Raw genomic sequence first — 16,821 nt, forward strand, 5'->3', positions numbered from 1 at the left:
TCGAAAAGCTCATGGTTACAAATAATGTCTGCCGTATAAAGATTAGGTGAGACGTAGTAAGTTAGATCAGTATCCAGAGACAAACTATTCCGTATAATGCGGCTATCTTTGGAATAACCCCTGTTAATAGAGGTGATTGAAATGGGTGGTATCAGTATTTGGCAACTGTTAATCATTGCCGTAATCGTTGTTCTGCTGTTTGGCACTAACAAACTGCGGACTTTAGGTTCTGACTTGGGTGCTTCCATCAAAGGCTTTAAAAAAGCGATTGGTGACGATACCCAGACTCCGACAAACGTTGAAAAGACCAGTAATGACGCTGATTTTACAACGAAGACTATTACCGATAAGCAGCCAGAAGTGAAAGCTGAAGAGTCTAAGAGTCAGAACAAAGAGCAGGTATAAACCGTGTTTGACATCGGGTTTAGTGAACTGCTTCTGGTAATGGTCATTGGCCTGGTTGTGCTTGGCCCTGAACGTCTGCCGGTAGCAGTGAGAACCGTGGCTGGCTGGATTCGCGCATTGCGTTCGCTGGCCGCTACGGTCCAAAATGAGCTGTCTCAGGAACTTAAATTGCAGGAATTTCAGGATAGCCTGAAAAAAGCCGAACAGGCGGGCCTGCAAAATCTGACTCCGGAGCTAAAGGCTTCTATGGATGAGTTAAAGGATGCGGCGGAATCGCTGAAGCGTTCCTATCGACCGGATTCGGCGCTGGAGCAGCATACCATTCATAACCCGCTAGTGACCGATCCGGAAGCTATTCATGATGGCGTTACTCCTGCGGAGTCAGCGACAGTTGCTTCTGCGCCGGTGAAAGCGCCGGAAGCTCCGGTTGATCTCGAAAAGCACCACGAAGAAAGCCATTCGGAAGATAAGACGCCCGCGGCGGCGGATCAACCTGATGTGGTCGTGGCGAATTCGGTTAACCCTGTGCCGGTATCCCATGCAGAGCCAGCTTCTAAACAACCTAGTCTTAACCAACCAGGCGGCGATCGGTAAACATGGCTGTTGATGATACCCAACCTCTTATCAGTCATCTGATAGAACTGCGTAAGCGGTTATTGAATTGCATAATCACCGTATTGGTGGTTTTTTTAGCATTGGTTTATTTTTCTAATGATATCTACCAGTTAGTTTCTGCGCCGTTGATAAAGCAGCTACCGCAAGGTGCCAGCATGATTGCGACCGATGTCGCATCGCCATTCTTTACGCCGATAAAGCTAACCATGATGGTGTCGGTTTTTGTTGCCGCGCCAATGATTCTTTATCAGGTTTGGGCATTTATCGCACCGGCGCTGTATAAACACGAGCGACGCCTGATGGCACCGTTGCTGGTTTCCAGCAGCCTGTTGTTCTATCTGGGGATGGCATTTGCCTACTTTATCGTCTTCCCGTTGGCTTTCGGTTTCTTTGCGAAAACTGCGCCGGAAGGCGTGATGATCGCGACAGACATCAATAATTATCTCAGCTTTGTTATGGCTCTGTTTATGGCCTTCGGGATTTCCTTTGAAGTGCCAATCGCGATTATCTTATTGTGCTGGAGTGGCGTAACCAGTCCCGACGACTTGAAGAAAAAACGTCCTTATGTGCTCGTGGGCGCTTTTGTCGTGGGGATGTTGTTGACCCCGCCCGATGTTTTCTCGCAAACGTTACTTGCGATTCCAATGTATCTTCTGTTTGAGGTCGGCGTCTTTTTTGCCCGTTTTTATGTCGGTAAGCAGCGTCGTCCGGTGACAGAAGAAGAGGATGAGGGCGAGGAAGACCAGCCTAAAGCACCTTAAGCTTCAGTTTTACAAGTCAAGCCGCCCCTTTGGGCGGCTTCTGTTTTGGGATTCCCATGTTTGATATTGGCGTCAACTTAACCAGTACACAGTTTTCCAAAGATAGACATCAGGTGGTTGAAAGGGCAAAAGATGCGGGAGTTGCCGGTCTATTAATTACCGGAACCAACGCAGAAGAAAGCCATGAAGCTGCACTATTGGCGGCCCAGTACCCCGATTACTGTTGGTCGACGGCAGGCGTTCATCCTCATCATGCCAGCGGTTGGAACGAATCGATTGAGCAGCAAATTCGCGCTCTGGCGGCTTCACCCTCTGTCGTTGCCGTCGGGGAGTGCGGGCTGGATTTTAACCGCAACTTTTCTACACCGTTAGAGCAAGAGGTGGCATTGACTGCACAACTGGCTCTTGCAGCCGAACTGTCACTGCCAGTATTTTTACACTGCCGCGATGCTCATCAGCGCTTTGTCCACCTGTTATCTCCCTGGCTGGAAAAGCTCCCAGCGGCTGTCGTACACTGCTTTACCGGCTCGGCTTCGGAACTGGATGATTGTCTGGCGCTGGGTTTATCAGTTGGTATTACCGGTTGGGTATGTGATGAACGCCGCGGTCTGGAGCTGCGAGCCTTATTGCCGCGTATTCCTGCCGAACGTTTATTGTTGGAAACTGATGCCCCTTATTTATTGCCCCGGGATCTTCATCCTAAACCTGCATCTCGTCGCAATGAACCCTGTTTTCTGCCTCACATCGTCCAGCAGGTTGCTGCTTGGCGAGAAGAAGACCCTGAATGGCTAGGACAGAAAACTGCTGAAAACGCTCGCCGGGTTTTCCGGTTGGTTTGAGTTAGGAGAAAAAAATGAGCTATGCATTTCCGGGTACTTTCCCAGGTCGTCGTATGCGCCGTGTTCGTCGCCACGATTTCAGTCGCCGCCTGGTTGCCGAGAATCAACTGACGGTTAATGACCTGATTTATCCCGTGTTTGTGATGGAAGGTACTAACCGACAAGAGGCAGTGCCTTCGATGCCGGGCGTATCGCGGATGACTATCGATCTGCTGGTGAAGGAAGCAGAAGCTGTCGCGAAACTCGGTGTTCCCGTGCTTTCTCTGTTCCCGGTCATTGAGTCAAGTTTCAAATCTTTACACGCAGAGGAAGCTTATAATCCTGACGGTTTAGTGCAGCGAGCGGTGCGTGCGTTAAAAGACGCAGTGCCGGAGCTAGGGTTGTTGACCGATGTGGCATTAGACCCTTATACGACCCACGGTCAGGACGGTATCATTGATGAAGATGGCTATGTGATCAATGATATAACCAAAGATATTCTGGTGCGTCAGGCGTTATCCCATGCGGAAGCGGGCGCTGAGATTGTTGCACCGAGCGATATGATGGATGGTCGTATTGGCGCTATTCGCGATCGCCTTGAAGCTCAAGGGTTGATTAATACGCAAATCATGGCGTATTCGGCTAAATATGCTTCCTGCTATTACGGTCCATTCCGCGATGCGATTGGCTCGAGCAGCAATTTGAAAGGTGGCAATAAAAAGACCTATCAAATGGATCCAGCCAATAGCGACGAAGCTTTGCAAGAGATTGCGCAGGACTTGCAGGAAGGTGCGGATATGGTGATGGTGAAACCGGGTATGCCGTATCTGGACGTGGTGCGCCGTGTTAAAGATACTTTCGGCGTTCCAACCTTTGCCTATCAGGTTTCTGGCGAGTACGCGATGCATATGGCGGCGATTCAAAACGGCTGGCTACAGGAAAAACCAGCCGTAATGGAGTCATTGCTATGCTTTAAACGTGCGGGCGCGGATGGGGTATTAACCTATTTCGCTAAGCTGGTCGCTCAGTGGCTGCATGATGAGCATTTGCAGCGCTAGGTATTAATATCGAGGCAGGCGCTGTATCACGCTTGCCTCGTCATGTTTTCAGATTGGTATCAGATTTTCTCAAACTGGCTATTACCCAGGCTTTGACTAACTTCTTTGTTCAGGATTTTGAGAAGCAACATTGAGCGTGTTTCGCCGTCTGGCTCTGCGTAAATGGCCTGTAATCCTTCAAAAATCCCTTTAGTAATCTGGACTTTGTCCCCAGAAACAGGCGTGTCAGGATCGATAATCACTTCTTGAGAATAGTTGAGCAGCTCTTGAATAATCGAATCTGACACAACAACCGGCCCTGCGCCAAAACGCACAAAATTACTGACTCCCCGCGTTGAGCTGATCGTCGTGGTATGGATGCACTCAGGATCAAATTTTACGAACAGATAATTGGGAAACAAAGGCTCGTCTACCACTTTACGCTTGCCCCGAATAATCTTCTCGACCGCAGCGATAGGCGTTTGGCACACAACTTGCTGACGCTCTAAATGCTCTTTGGCTCGCAAGATTTGTCCGCGTTTACAATATAATAAATACCAAGATTCCATGATTTCATATGCCTCGAGATCCTACCCATCAGCATATCAAATGCGATAACAGATATATAGCCGCTGAAAATAGTATTGAATACCCTGTAGTGATGGTGAATTAATTCATGCACACCAGATTTCCCAGCAGGTATCACAGCCCTGAAATATGAAATCAGATATAAGTAAGGCTAACCTATTAATCCTCGGTGTAACTGAATTGTCACCTTGAGTTAATGTAGAGATGTCCTGTTGAATAGTAAAAGGAGAGAGTCATGGAGTTGTTTTTGCTGAGTAACGGCAAGGTATCGGGTGACGCAGAACTGCTTGGTTATGCCAAAGATCGTATTCGGGTGATGCTCACTAGCCGGAAAATTACCTCAGCAGTTCTTATCCCTTATGCATTGATCCGCAGCGATTTTGATCAACGCGCTCAGGAACTGGAAAAAACCTTAGGCATCACTGTAACCAGTATTCACCATGCCGCCGACCCTGTAGCGGCAATTGGCGAAGCGGAATGTATTTTAATCAGCGGCGGCAATACCTGGATGCTAAATCAGATGTTGCATGAGAAAGGGCTGATCGTTCCTATCCAGAGAGCGGTTCGCGAGCGCAATGTGCCTTATGTCGGTTGGAGCGCAGGCTGTAACGTGGCTACGCCGAGTATTCGTACCACTAATGATATGCCGGTTCGTAATAGCGTTGTTTTACCGTCGCTGGGGCTGTTCCCGCTGCAAATTAATCCACATTATATTGATGCGCATATCAGTGGCCACATGGGAGAAACGCGAGATGAGCGATTAGCTGAATTCTGCGCGGTTAATCCAGGCGAGAGAGTCGTGGCTTTACGCGAGGGCAGTCTGCTGCACGTTAGCGGCAACGAGCTAAGCTATTTCAGCGTGCTAGATAAGGGTTTTAAAGTATTCCATCACGGCGAGGAGCCGCAGGAATATCACGATACTCGGCCGCTAGCGGATTGGGTTCCATTCTATTGCCAATAATTTTTTTCAGCCAGGAGCAGTTCCAATTGAATGCAATGTATTGCTGCGGATTGGTTTGCTCCTGTTTGGATAATAGGAAAGTTTGTATCGCGCATCTGAAAGCACCAATGGATGTAAGTTTTACTAATATTTTTAATGATTAGTTAAATAACATAGCCCGCTTGAAATGAGAGAATTTTCTAAATTATATGCAGTAATGATGGTCGCGATTCATTACAGCTAAGATAGAAATGGTTGGAGAAAATCGATGCGAAAAGTTAGTTTTTCCTTGCTCTCATGTCTAATTACTTTTGGTTGCTTGCCAAGCGTTTCCGGCACAGTTCCCCAAGAAATCAACGCTGAGCAGATGGTTAACGCTCTAAATGATGTATTCGGCCGACACAGTAAACAGCGGGCGTCCCATGCTAAAGGCTTTTGTTTTTCAGGTAAGTTTATCGCCAGCGGTGAAGGGACTGAACTTTCACAGGCTGATTTATTGCGTAAAAATGAGCAGTCTGATGTTGTCGGTCGATTTTCAATCGGAGGAGGGAATCCTCAGGCCGCCGATAACGCCAAAAACTTGCGTGGACTGGCGTTTGAGCTGGTTAATACGAAGCACTCTCGCTGGCAGTTAGTTATGATCTCATCCCCTTTCTTTTTTGCTCGAACCCCGCAGGAATTTATCGAGTTTTTAAAGGCCAGGACGCCAGATCCAGAAACAGGAAAGCCCAATCCAGAGCGCTTGAACACATTTAACCAATCCCATCCTCATACTTTGCGCCAAGCTCAGTATGTTGCATCACAGCCCGTCCCTGCCAGCTACGCTACAATTCCCTATTGGGGCGGGAGTACCTTTATCACTTATAAAGATCAGTCCCAGTATGCGGTTCGCTGGCGTATGGAGCCGGTGGAAGGACGGCAGGGGTTAAGCGATGAGCAGGCGAAGGCAAAGTCGCCGGATTTCTTGCAAGAGGAATTGCGGCAACGCCTAGCCAAGGGGCCTATAGAATACGACCTGTACGCCATCGTAGCGCAGAAAGGCGATAATTTGATTGACCCGACGCAGTCCTGGCCGGCTGAACGGCGTGAGGTAAATATGGGGCGGTTATTTATCGAGACAGTTACCGATCAGCAATGCGATAAAAAAGTATTTATTCCAACAGTGCTGCCGCAGGGTATTCGTGTCAGTGATGATCCCACATTGGCTGTTCGCGCTGAGGCGTACCTGATATCTACAAGTCGCCGTCAGTGACAGATAAAGACCTGACTAAAATCATGGTTTTGCCCACTCGCGAACCATGATTTCTAGTGTAAAAATAGTATTGGAGGATGGCGATTCTACATTTACAGCGAGCAGGTATACATTTTTAACAAAAAGACAGCAACTGCTATAAAGACAGCCTATAATGGCCCATCCTGTGGCCGCCATAATGATCATCATGAAATACCGTGACTTACGCGACTTCCTCTCGTTGCTGGAACAGAGGGGGGAGCTTAAACGCATAACCCAGCCGATTGACCCTTATCTGGAAATGACAGAAATCGCCGATCGTACTTTACGTGCTGGCGGCCCCGCGTTGTTGTTCGAGAACCCTAAAGGCTATGACATGCCGGTGCTTTGTAATTTGTTTGGTACAGCCAAACGGGTTGCGATGGGCATGGGGCAAGAAGATGTCAGCGCATTGCGCGATGTTGGTAAACTGTTAGCCTTCCTGAAAGAACCGGATCCGCCGAAGGGATTCCGCGATTTATTCGATAAGTTACCCAAATTCAAACAAGTGCTGAATATGCCGACCAAGCGTCTTAGTTCAGCCCCTTGTCAGGAGCAAATCTGGCAGGGTGATGATGTGGATCTCAGCCGCATTCCGGTGATGCATTGCTGGCCTGGAGACGCCGCACCGCTGGTTTCTTGGGGGTTAACGATCACTCGCGGGCCACATAAAGAGCGGCAAAATCTCGGTATTTATCGCCAACAGGTGTTAAGTAAAAATCAGCTAATTATGCGTTGGTTATCCCACCGTGGCGGTGCGCTGGATTATCAGGAATGGTGCGAGGCGCACCCCGGTGAACGTTTCCCGGTTTCGGTTGCGCTGGGTGCCGATCCCGCAACTATTCTGGCTGCCGTAACTCCCGTTCCCGATACCTTATCCGAATACGCTTTTGCCGGTTTATTACGCGGGCATAAAACCGAAGTGGTTAAATGTATTTCCAACGATCTTGAAGTTCCTGCAAGTGCAGAAATCGTTTTGGAAGGATATATTGAGCAGGGTCATATTGCGCCAGAAGGTCCTTATGGCGACCATACCGGTTATTACAACGAAATAGACAGCTTCCCGGTGTTTACCGTGACGCATATCACTCAGCGTAAAGACGCGATTTATCACTCCACTTATACCGGCCGTCCGCCGGATGAGCCAGCGGTGATGGGCGTGGCGCTGAATGAAGTTTTTGTGCCTATTTTACAAAAACAGTTTCCGGAAATCGTTGATTTCTATTTGCCACCGGAAGGCTGTTCCTACCGCTTAGCGGTTGTCACAATCAAAAAACAATACGCGGGTCATGCTAAGCGCGTAATGATGGGCGTGTGGTCATTTTTACGACAGTTTATGTACACCAAATTTGTTATTGTTTGTGATGATGATATTAATGCCAGAGACTGGAATGACGTGATTTGGGCGATTACCACCCGAATGGACCCAGCGCGCGATACGGTATTAATTGAAAATACCCCAATAGATTATTTGGATTTCGCCTCGCCGGTTTCCGGTCTTGGATCGAAAATGGGGCTGGATGCCACTAACAAATGGCCAGCAGAAACCCCTCGTGAATGGGGCCGTCCTATCAAGATGGATGAGCAGGTTCGCACGCGTGTAGATGCGATCTGGGATGAGCTTGCCATATTCAGTGACAAAGAGCCTGAGCGCTGATTGCGTGATTTTTGTCCACAGTTTTGCATTTGATGACCCGACAGAGGGAACGCATGACGACATTGAGCTGTAAAGTAACCTCCGTAGAGGCCATTACCGATACGGTATACCGAGTGCAATTGGTACCAGAATCGGCGTTTTCTTTCCGCGCCGGTCAATACCTGATGGTGGTGATGGATGAGCGTGATAAACGCCCATTCTCTATGGCGTCAACGCCTTTAGAGCAGGCTTATATTGAGCTGCATATTGGCGCATCTGAATTAAATCTGTATGCGATGGCGGTGATGGATCGCATTCTGAAAGAGAAAACGTTGGATGTGGATATTCCACACGGCGAAGCCTGGTTCCGCGAAGGCAGTGAGCGTCCTATGATCCTGATTGCGGGCGGCACCGGCTTCTCTTATGCCCGTTCCATCCTGCTGGCGGCGCTGGCTGAAAAACCAAATCGGGAAGTATCGATTTATTGGGGCGGACGTGAATCCAAGCATCTTTATGATTTAAGCGAGCTGGAAGCGCTGTCGATCAAATACCCGCAATTGAAGGTCATTCCCGTGGTGGAACAGCCAGAAGATGAATGGCGCGGCAGAACGGGCACGGTTTTAAGTGCAGTATTGCAGGATTATGGTTCATTGGCGGAGCAGGATATTTACATTGCTGGTCGTTTTGAAATGGCCAAAATAGCTCGCGAACGTTTCTGTGCAGAGCGCGGTGCGCAGGAAGCGTATATTTACGGCGATGCGTTCGCCTTTATCTGACGGTTTTATCGCTGTGTTCCGGTTACCGTTTTGCCGGAACAAAAAAACCCGCCCCTGACAGGCGGGAAAATACGGCAACTAAACTCCAGGTACAGCGGTGGTACGGACCCGAATTAACGGGTCCTACAGTTTGTTTTAATCAAACGCGTTCAATGATGGTTGCAATGCCTTGGCCTAAACCAATACACATAGTGGCTAAGCCAAACTGGGCGTCGCGACGTTCCATCAAATTCAGTAATGTTGTCGAAATTCTTGCACCCGAGCAGCCCAATGGATGGCCCAGAGCGATTGCGCCACCGTTCAGGTTCACTTTGTCATCCATACTTTCCTGTAGACCAAGTCCCTTCACGCAGGACAGTGCCTGAGCAGCGAAAGCTTCGTTCAGTTCAAACAAATCGATATCCTGAATGCTTAAACCTGCGCGTTTCAATGCCAGTTGACTAGCCGGCACCGGGCCGTAACCCATAATGGACGGATCGCAGCCGACAACGGCCATGGAGCGAATACGAGCGCGTGGCGTTAATCCCAGAGATTTGGCGCGTGATTCGCTCATAATCAGCATGGCTGAAGCGCCGTCTGATAATGCTGAGGAAGAACCCGCTGTTACCGTACCATTGACCGGATCGAACGCCGGACGCAGGCCAGCCAGACTGGCGAGATTGGTTTCTGGACGAATTACTTCATCATAATCAAAACGTTTTAATACGCCGTCGGCATCGTGGCCATTGGTTGGCACGATCTCTTTGGCGAATGCGCCTGAGCGCGTCGCTGCATCGGCACGCTGATGAGAGCGAACGGCGAATTTATCCTGATCTTCACGGCTAATCTGGTGGATTTTTGCCAGCATTTCAGCGGTTAAGCCCATCATTCCTGCCGCTTTAGCCACTGAACGGCCCATTCCGGGATGGAAATCAACGCCGTGATTCATTGGAACGTGACCCATATGTTCCACGCCGCCAATCAGACAGATTTGCGCATCACCTACCATAATAGCGCGCGCGCCGTCATGGAGAGCCTGCATGGATGAACCACACAGACGGTTAACGGTAACTGCGGCCACATTGTGTGGAATTTCTGCCAACAAAGAAGCGTTACGAGCGATGTTGAAGCCTTGCTCCAGCGTTTGTTGCACACATCCCCAATAAATGTCGTCGATTTCACCGGCATTCAGCGCTGGGTTGCGGCTTAACACTGCGCGCATCAAATGGGCAGAAAGATCTTCAGCGCGTACGTTACGAAATGCGCCGCCCTTGGAGCGACCCATCGGAGTACGGACGGCGTCAATAATGACTACGTTTTCCATTTTTTCAGACCTCATGCCGGTTGGTCAGTGGAGATATCAGGCAGCGTTGCCGCTACGGGATAATAGGTTTCGTTACGCTCGGCTTTGGCTCTCAGCCCTGCGGGTACGTGGTAAAGCGCACCCAAATCGGCATAGCGCTGCGCCATTTCCACATATTTAGTGGTGCCCAGAGTGTCCAGATAGCGGAACACGCCGCCGTGGAACGGAGGGAAACCAAGGCCGTACACCAGCGCCATATCCCCTTCGGCCGGACTGGCAATAATGCCTTCTTCCAGGCAACGTACCACTTCGTTAATCATTGGGATCATTGCCCGAGCGATGATCTCTTCGTCGCTGAGAGTTTGGCGTGGCTGGCTGACCGGAGCTAACAACCCGTCGATAGCATCATCGTTTTCTTTACGCGGTTTGCCTTTGGCATCCTGCGTGTAGCGATAGAAACCAATACCGTTTTTCTGACCGTAACGCTGGTTTTCAAACAATACATCGATGGCATCGCGGTAATCTTTGCCCATACGCTCAGGGAAACCGAGCGCCATAACGGCTTGAGCATGATGAGCGGTATCAATCCCAACCACATCAAGAAGATAAGCAGGGCCCATCGGCCAGCCGAACTGTTTCTCCATGACTTTATCAATCTGACGGAAATCTACACCATCGCGTACCAGCATGCCGAAACCGTATAGATACGGGAACAATACGCGGTTAACGAAGAAACCAGGGCAATCATTGACGACAATTGGGGTTTTCCCCATTTGGGTGGCATAGGCCACTACGGTCGCAATAGTTTTTTCCGAAGTCTTCTCGCCACGGATAATTTCTACCAACGGCATCCGGTGAACCGGGTTAAAGAAATGCATACCGCAGAAGTTTTCCGGGCGTTTAAGTGATTTAGCCAGTTCATTAATAGGAATGGTCGAGGTATTCGAAGCGAGGACGGTCTCTTCTCCGATAAGTCCTTCCACTTCACTTAAAACGGCGGCCTTAACCTTAGGATTCTCGACTACCGCCTCAACGATAATCTGCGCGCGTTCAATGCCGGCATAATCCAGCGTTGGGTGAATGGTTGCGAGCGTCTTCGCCATTTTTAAACCATCTAGCTTGCCGCGCTCCAGCTGTTTATTCAGCAGTTTGGCTGCTTCATTCATTCCCAGATCCAGCGATTTTTCGCTGATATCTTTCATGATTACCGGCACGCCTTTGAGCGCAGATTGATAAGCGATGCCGCCGCCCATAATTCCTGCGCCCAATACCGCAGCCTGTTTGGGCGCAGTAATGCCTTTAGTCAGCTTTTTCGCTTTGCCTTTTACGTATTGATCATTGAGGAAGATACTCACCAATGCGCGGGCTACATCCGAACCCGCCAGTGGTACAAAGCTGTTGGTTTCCAGCTTCAGCGCTTCTTCACGACCGAGTTTGGCTGCGGCTTCAATGGTTTTCACTGCGGCAATTGGCGCCGGATAATGTTTGCCTGCCACTTTCATTACCATGCCTTTGGCGATGGTGAAGCACATGGCGGCTTCGGTTGAATTCAGTTTCAGCGGCTCCAGTTTAGGACGACGAGCGGCCCGCCAGTCTAACTTGCCTTCAATTGCCTGATTCAACATGCTCAATGCGGCTGGAATCAGTTTTTCCTGAGTGACTACGGCATCAACCAGCCCAATTTTCAGCGCTTCGGCAGCGTTAATATCTTTACCTGCTGCAATAATTTCTAATGCGCCATCGGCCCCCAGCAGGCGCGGTAAACGTACGGAGCCTCCAAAGCCAGGCATGATACCCAGTTTGGTTTCAGGCAGACCGATGCGAGTCTCTGGGGAAGCGATGCGAAAATCAGTGGCTAATACGCACTCGCAGCCACCGCCTAGCGCATAGCCCGTGATTGCGGACAGCGTTGGAACCGGCAAGTCTTCCAGCCGGTTAAAAGTTTTATTGGCGAAAACCAGCCACTCATGCAGCTTTTCCGGCGGGGCATTAAACAGAGAGAGAAATTCGGTGATATCCGCACCGACAATAAAGGCTGCCTTATTGGAACGTAACAGCAACCCTTTGAGTTCAGTTTGTTTTTCCAGCACGCCTAGGGCTTCCCCTAAACTGGCCACGGTTTTGGTATCGAGTTTATTGACAGAGCCGGGTGCATCGAAAACCAACTCGGCAATACCGTTTTCAAGCCAGTGCAGCTGTAGCGTTTCGCTTTGGTAGAGCATATCTATCTCCTGAATAAGCGCATGTGATCTGGTATGACCAGATATTCAGGAAGTGTGGTTTTTTTGTTAAATAAATGCAAATAAGAGTTTGTTTTTTTGCAGCAAGGATCACAAAGGTTTGGTGAATTCATTGATATATATAATATTTATTGTTGTTCTATATGCTGGTTAATTATTTCATTGGCAGCTAAGTTTCAGCGATATCCTGCTGTCATCGATAATATAGTGACGTAATTCCCACGAGATTTTTTCCCGTGAATCTGGCTATCAGTAATGATTTCTAAGGATTTAGTGGGCGATCCCACGGTTAAGCGTAGATAAAACACGGCTCCGATGACTGTGATAAGATAAAAAACCTGAAGTTCTAATGGCAAAGGGTACTTTGATGGAAACGCTGGCTTCTTTATATAACGAACATTTATCCACGCTACAGCAACGCACACGTGAAGTATTAGAGCGCAATCAGCTTGATGCTTTACTGATTCATTCCGGGGAGTTGCAGCGTATTTTCCTTGATGACCGAGATTATCCGTTTAAGGCAAACGCGCAGTTTAAAGCTTGGGTACCGGTTACCGAAGTGCCTAACTGCTGGCTATGGGTCGATGGTGTTAATACGCCAAAACTATGGTTCTACTCACCGGTGGATTACTGGCACTGCGTGGAACCTTTGCCTGATAGCTTCTGGACCAAATCCGTCGAAATATTCCCCTTAACCAAAGCGGATGATATCGCTGGTTCATTACCACAACAGCGTCAACGAGTTGCCTATATTGGCTATGCGCAGGAACGTGCTCGTGGCTTGGGTATCTTGACGGAAAATATCAATCCGAAGCCGGTGTTGGATTACCTCGATTATCATCGTTCGTATAAAACCGACTATGAACTTGCTTGTATGCGTGAAGCGCAAAAGACTGCGGTAGTTGGGCATCGCGCCGCTCACGAAGCTTTCCTGTCTGGTATGAGTGAGTTTGATATCAATCTGGCCTATCTGATGGCTACTGGTCACCGCGATACCGATGTGCCTTATGACAACATCGTAGCGCTGAACGAGCATGCCGCGGTGCTGCATTACACCAAATTGCAACATCAGCCACCGGCCGAAATGCGCAGTTTTTTGATGGATGCTGGCGCGGAATACAACGGTTACGCGGCAGATTTGACCCGAACCTATGCGGCGAACGGCAAAAGCGATTTCGCGGCGTTAATCAAAGATCTGAATGCCGAACAACTGGCGCTGATTGGCACCATTAAAAGTGGCGTGCGCTATACCGATTACCATCTGCAAATGCATCAACGTTTGGCCAAACTGTTACGCACTCATAAATTAGTGGTGGATATCAGTGAAGAAGCTATGGTCGAACAAGGTTTGACCTGCCCATTCTTGCCACACGGTTTGGGGCATCCGTTAGGTTTGCAGGTACATGATTCGGCTGGTTTTATGCAGGATGATACCGGCAGCCATCTGGCTGCACCGTCGAAGTATCCATATCTGCGTTGCACCCGAGTTCTCGAACCGCACATGGTATTAACCATCGAGCCGGGTATCTACTTTATTGAGTCACTATTGGCACCTTGGCGTAGCGGCGAGTTCAGCAAGCATTTTAATTGGGAACGTATTGATGCGATGAAACCTTATGGCGGCATCCGTATTGAAGACAATATCGTTATCCATGAAAAGCGGGTTGAGAATATGACGCGTGATCTGAATCTGGCCTAATGCAGCCTTTTCTAATTCCGGCGGCTTTCGTCAGCGTCACTGAAGAAATCAAGAAGAGTCGTTTTATCACTCTGCTGGCACACACCAACGGAGTGAATGAAGCCAAAGCATTTATTCAGCAGACAAAAGAAGAGCACCCAACGGCCCGGCATCATTGCTGGGCTTTTGTCGCTGGCGCACCAACAGATTCTCAGCAGCTAGGGTTTTCGGACGACGGCGAGCCATCGGGAACCGCTGGTAAACCCATACTGGCGCAGCTGATGGGGAGTCATATCGGTGAAATAACGGCAGTGGTCGTTCGCTACTACGGCGGTATAAAACTGGGCACCGGCGGGCTGGTCAAAGCCTACGGCAGCGGAGTGCAGCAAGCGCTGAAACAGATCGAAGTAAAGTATAAAGTGCCACAGGTGGAATATACTTTGTTATGTGATTACGCTCAGTTGGCGATGGTGGAATCACTGTTACAACAGGTTGATGGCCAGATTTTACAGGGTGAGTATGGCGCGCAGGTCAATCTCCGTCTCTCTTTACCGGCGACTCAGGCCAGTCAGGTCGGGGAGAAATTACGCGATCTCAGTCGTGGCTCGTTGCAATTGACGCCCATTTCGCAATAATCCCCATCCAAGTGAATTGCTAAGGAACGTGCCGGAATGCATTTTCGTGCCATAACCCGTATTGTTGGTCTGCTGGTCATCTTATTCTCCGGAACTATGTTTATTCCCGGACTGGTGGCGTTGATCTATCGTGATGGTGCCGGTCGTGCCTTCAGTCAAACCTTTTTTGTTGCCCTGGTGATTGGCCTGTTTCTTTGGCTTCCCAACCGTAAACAGAAACATGAACTGAAGCCTCGCGAGGGCTTTTTGATTGTGGTTCTGTTCTGGACGGTGCTGGGCAGCGTCGGAGCCTTGCCGTTTCTTTTTTCTGAGCGACCCAACCTTTCGGTTACCGATGCCTTTTTCGAATCTTTTTCCGGCCTGACAACAACCGGCGCGACTACGTTGGTCGGGCTGGATTCTTTACCCAAGGCCATTTTGTTCTATCGGCAAATGCTGCAATGGCTTGGGGGGATGGGAATCATCGTGTTGGCCGTAGCTATTTTGCCCATATTGGGCGTCGGGGGAATGCAGCTGTATCGGGCAGAAATGCCGGGGCCGTTGAAAGATAATAAAATGCGACCGCGAATTGCGGAAACGGCAAAAACCCTGTGGCTTATTTATGTGCTTCTAACTATTGCTTGCGCGCTTTCCCTGTGGGGAGCGGGGATGTCGGTGTTCGATGCGATTTCGCATAGTTTCTCAACTATTGCGATTGGTGGTTTCTCGACCCATGACGCCAGTATCGGTTATTTTGCCAGCCCAACGATTAACACTATCATTGCCATCTTCTTGCTAATCTCGGGGTGTAACTTCGGCCTCCACTTTGCCGTGCTCAGCGGGCGCAGCCTGAAAGTGTATTGGCGCGATCCCGAATTCCGTATGTTTATCTTTGTACAATTGACGCTGGTTGTCGTTTGTACTTTGGTGTTGTGGCAGCACAGCGTGTACAAATCCGGTCTGGAAACCCTGAATCAGGCGTTTTTCCAGGTGGTATCGATGGCTACGACCGCTGGCTTTACTACCGATAGCATTGCCAAATGGCCGCTATTCCTTCCGATCCTTCTATTATGTTCTGCTTTTATCGGCGGTTGCGCAGGTTCAACCGGCGGTGGCCTCAAAGTGATTCGTATCCTTTTGCTGTATCTGCAAGGTTCACGAGAATTAAAGCGGTTGGTTCACCCGAATGCGGTTTACACCATCAAACTGGGGCGTCGTGCGCTACCGGAACGCATTCTAGAAGCGGTCTGGGGATTCTTCTCTGCTTACGCATTAGTGTTCATCATTAGTATGTTGGCGATCATTGCGACCGGTGTGGATGAGTTTTCTGCTTTTGCCGCCGTCACCGCGACGCTGAATAACCTTGGGCCGGGCTTGGGGGTGGTTGCAGATAACTTCACCTCAATGAATGCCGTAGCTAAATGGATACTGGTAATAACCATGCTGTTTGGTCGATTGGAAGTATTCACCCTGCTGGTACTGTTTACGCCAACATTCTGGCGCGAGTAATTCTAAATGAGGAATAAGTCGTTATGAAGGTATTGATACTTTACTCCAGCCGCGATGGACAAACTCAGGCTATTTCTTCTTATATAGCTAATGAATTATCCGCGCTGGCCAATTGTGACGTGCAGGATCTGGCATGGGTGGGGAATATCGATCTCAAGCAGTATCAACAGGTCATGATCGGAGCTTCTATTCGTTATGGGCACTTCGATAATGTGCTGGCGAAGTTCATCAGCCAACACCTGGAACAATTGAATACTGTGCCGAGCGCTTTCTTTGCCGTTAACCTGACCGCTCGCAAACCGGAGAAGCGCACGCCGGAAACCAATACTTATGTGCGTAAGTTCCTAGCGAGCTCGCCTTGGCAGCCGAAACTCTGCGGCGTCTTCGCTGGGGCGCTGCGTTATCCACGCTATCGCTGGTTTGATCGGATTATGATTCAACTTATTATGCGTATGACCGGCGGAGAAACAGATACCAGTAAAGAAGTGGAATACACCGATTGGCAGCAGGTAAGCAGTTTCGCCCGTGAATTCTCGCAAATGCAGTATAAAAAATAGCAGAATCGTTGATTCTCACCGCAATTCGTTGAAAAAAAAGCCGGTTGGAAAATTATTTGAAATTAGGGGTTGCAGCCTGTCAGGAACTCCCTATA

Annotated in this window: 16 protein-coding genes; 13 read left to right on the forward strand and 3 right to left on the reverse strand. The window is 49.2% G+C overall.

All coding sequences use genetic code 11. The features are described 5' to 3' along the window. Nucleotides 1-141 precede the first annotated feature (141 nt). Genes tatA through hemB form a run of 5 tightly spaced genes read left to right on the forward strand, consistent with a single transcriptional unit; the run spans nucleotide 142 to nucleotide 3,657 of the window. Nucleotides 142-405: a Sec-independent protein translocase subunit TatA gene (tatA, locus tag AD970_RS15500; RefSeq protein ID WP_049601001.1), complete on the forward strand. Its 264-nt coding sequence runs from the start codon at nucleotides 142-144 to the stop codon at nucleotides 403-405. Between the two features lie 3 nt (nucleotides 406-408). Further along, a complete protein-coding gene (gene tatB, locus AD970_RS15505; RefSeq protein ID WP_049601004.1) occupies nucleotides 409-999 on the forward strand; it encodes a Sec-independent protein translocase protein TatB in 591 nt (196 codons plus the stop codon). A gap of 2 nt (nucleotides 1,000-1,001) precedes the next feature. After that, nucleotides 1,002-1,781, forward strand: coding sequence for a Sec-independent protein translocase subunit TatC (tatC, locus tag AD970_RS15510; protein ID WP_049601008.1), 780 nt, complete (start codon nucleotides 1,002-1,004; stop codon nucleotides 1,779-1,781). Between the two features lie 56 nt (nucleotides 1,782-1,837). Further along, complete coding sequence (gene tatD, locus AD970_RS15515) at nucleotides 1,838-2,620, forward strand: 3'-5' ssDNA/RNA exonuclease TatD (protein WP_049601011.1); 783 nt, start codon at nucleotides 1,838-1,840, stop codon at nucleotides 2,618-2,620. Between the two features lie 14 nt (nucleotides 2,621-2,634). Next, nucleotides 2,635-3,657, forward strand: coding sequence for a porphobilinogen synthase (gene hemB, locus AD970_RS15520; protein ID WP_049601015.1), 1,023 nt, complete (start codon nucleotides 2,635-2,637; stop codon nucleotides 3,655-3,657). A 59-nt stretch (nucleotides 3,658-3,716) separates the two neighbouring features. Here hemB and rfaH read toward each other — a convergent pair whose 3' ends face one another. Then, nucleotides 3,717-4,205, reverse strand: coding sequence for a transcription/translation regulatory transformer protein RfaH (rfaH, locus tag AD970_RS15525; protein ID WP_049601018.1), 489 nt, complete (start codon nucleotides 4,203-4,205; stop codon nucleotides 3,717-3,719). A 254-nt stretch (nucleotides 4,206-4,459) separates the two neighbouring features. Between rfaH and pepE the strand changes: the two genes are divergently transcribed. From pepE to fre, 4 genes are all read left to right on the forward strand, one after another. Next, nucleotides 4,460-5,185, forward strand: coding sequence for a dipeptidase PepE (gene pepE / locus AD970_RS15530; protein ID WP_049601022.1), 726 nt, complete (start codon nucleotides 4,460-4,462; stop codon nucleotides 5,183-5,185). A gap of 247 nt (nucleotides 5,186-5,432) precedes the next feature. Then, the gene (locus AD970_RS15535; RefSeq protein ID WP_049601025.1) at nucleotides 5,433-6,416 is read left to right on the forward strand and encodes a catalase family peroxidase; all 984 of its coding nucleotides are present in this window, start codon (nucleotides 5,433-5,435) and stop codon (nucleotides 6,414-6,416) included. A gap of 178 nt (nucleotides 6,417-6,594) precedes the next feature. After that, nucleotides 6,595-8,091, forward strand: a complete 1,497-nt coding sequence (gene ubiD, locus AD970_RS15540; RefSeq protein ID WP_049601064.1) for a 4-hydroxy-3-polyprenylbenzoate decarboxylase — start codon at nucleotides 6,595-6,597, stop codon at nucleotides 8,089-8,091. A 53-nt stretch (nucleotides 8,092-8,144) separates the two neighbouring features. Beyond that, complete coding sequence (gene fre / locus AD970_RS15545) at nucleotides 8,145-8,846, forward strand: NAD(P)H-flavin reductase (protein WP_049601028.1); 702 nt, start codon at nucleotides 8,145-8,147, stop codon at nucleotides 8,844-8,846. Between the two features lie 139 nt (nucleotides 8,847-8,985). Here the strand turns inward: fre and fadA are convergent, their stop codons facing one another. After that, on the reverse strand, nucleotides 8,986-10,149 hold the full coding sequence (gene fadA / locus AD970_RS15550) for an acetyl-CoA C-acyltransferase FadA (RefSeq protein WP_049601031.1): 1,164 nt from the start codon (nucleotides 10,147-10,149) through the stop codon (nucleotides 8,986-8,988). A gap of 11 nt (nucleotides 10,150-10,160) precedes the next feature. Then, nucleotides 10,161-12,350, reverse strand: coding sequence for a fatty acid oxidation complex subunit alpha FadB (gene fadB / locus AD970_RS15555; protein ID WP_049601034.1), 2,190 nt, complete (start codon nucleotides 12,348-12,350; stop codon nucleotides 10,161-10,163). A gap of 385 nt (nucleotides 12,351-12,735) precedes the next feature. Here fadB and pepQ point away from each other — a divergent pair, with 385 nt between their 5' ends. The 4 genes from pepQ to hemG are packed head-to-tail and all read left to right on the forward strand — an operon-like array spanning nucleotide 12,736 to nucleotide 16,726. Continuing rightward, nucleotides 12,736-14,067 carry a Xaa-Pro dipeptidase gene (pepQ, locus tag AD970_RS15560; RefSeq protein WP_049601037.1) on the forward strand — a complete coding sequence of 444 codons (1,332 nt, stop codon included), beginning with the start codon at nucleotides 12,736-12,738 and terminating at the stop codon, nucleotides 14,065-14,067. Beyond that, nucleotides 14,067-14,681: an IMPACT family protein gene (locus AD970_RS15565; protein ID WP_049601039.1), complete on the forward strand. Its 615-nt coding sequence runs from the start codon at nucleotides 14,067-14,069 to the stop codon at nucleotides 14,679-14,681. The genes pepQ and AD970_RS15565 overlap by 1 nt, the downstream gene beginning before the upstream one ends. Before the next feature lie 36 nt (nucleotides 14,682-14,717). Further along, nucleotides 14,718-16,169, forward strand: a complete 1,452-nt coding sequence (gene trkH / locus AD970_RS15570) for a Trk system potassium transporter TrkH (protein ID WP_049601042.1) — start codon at nucleotides 14,718-14,720, stop codon at nucleotides 16,167-16,169. A gap of 23 nt (nucleotides 16,170-16,192) precedes the next feature. Then, the gene (gene hemG / locus AD970_RS15575; protein WP_049601045.1) at nucleotides 16,193-16,726 is read left to right on the forward strand and encodes a menaquinone-dependent protoporphyrinogen IX dehydrogenase; all 534 of its coding nucleotides are present in this window, start codon (nucleotides 16,193-16,195) and stop codon (nucleotides 16,724-16,726) included. The last annotated feature ends 95 nt before the right edge of the window (nucleotides 16,727-16,821 follow it).

Source organism: Yersinia nurmii (genome assembly GCF_001112925.1).
Classification (GTDB): domain Bacteria; phylum Pseudomonadota; class Gammaproteobacteria; order Enterobacterales; family Enterobacteriaceae; genus Yersinia; species Yersinia nurmii.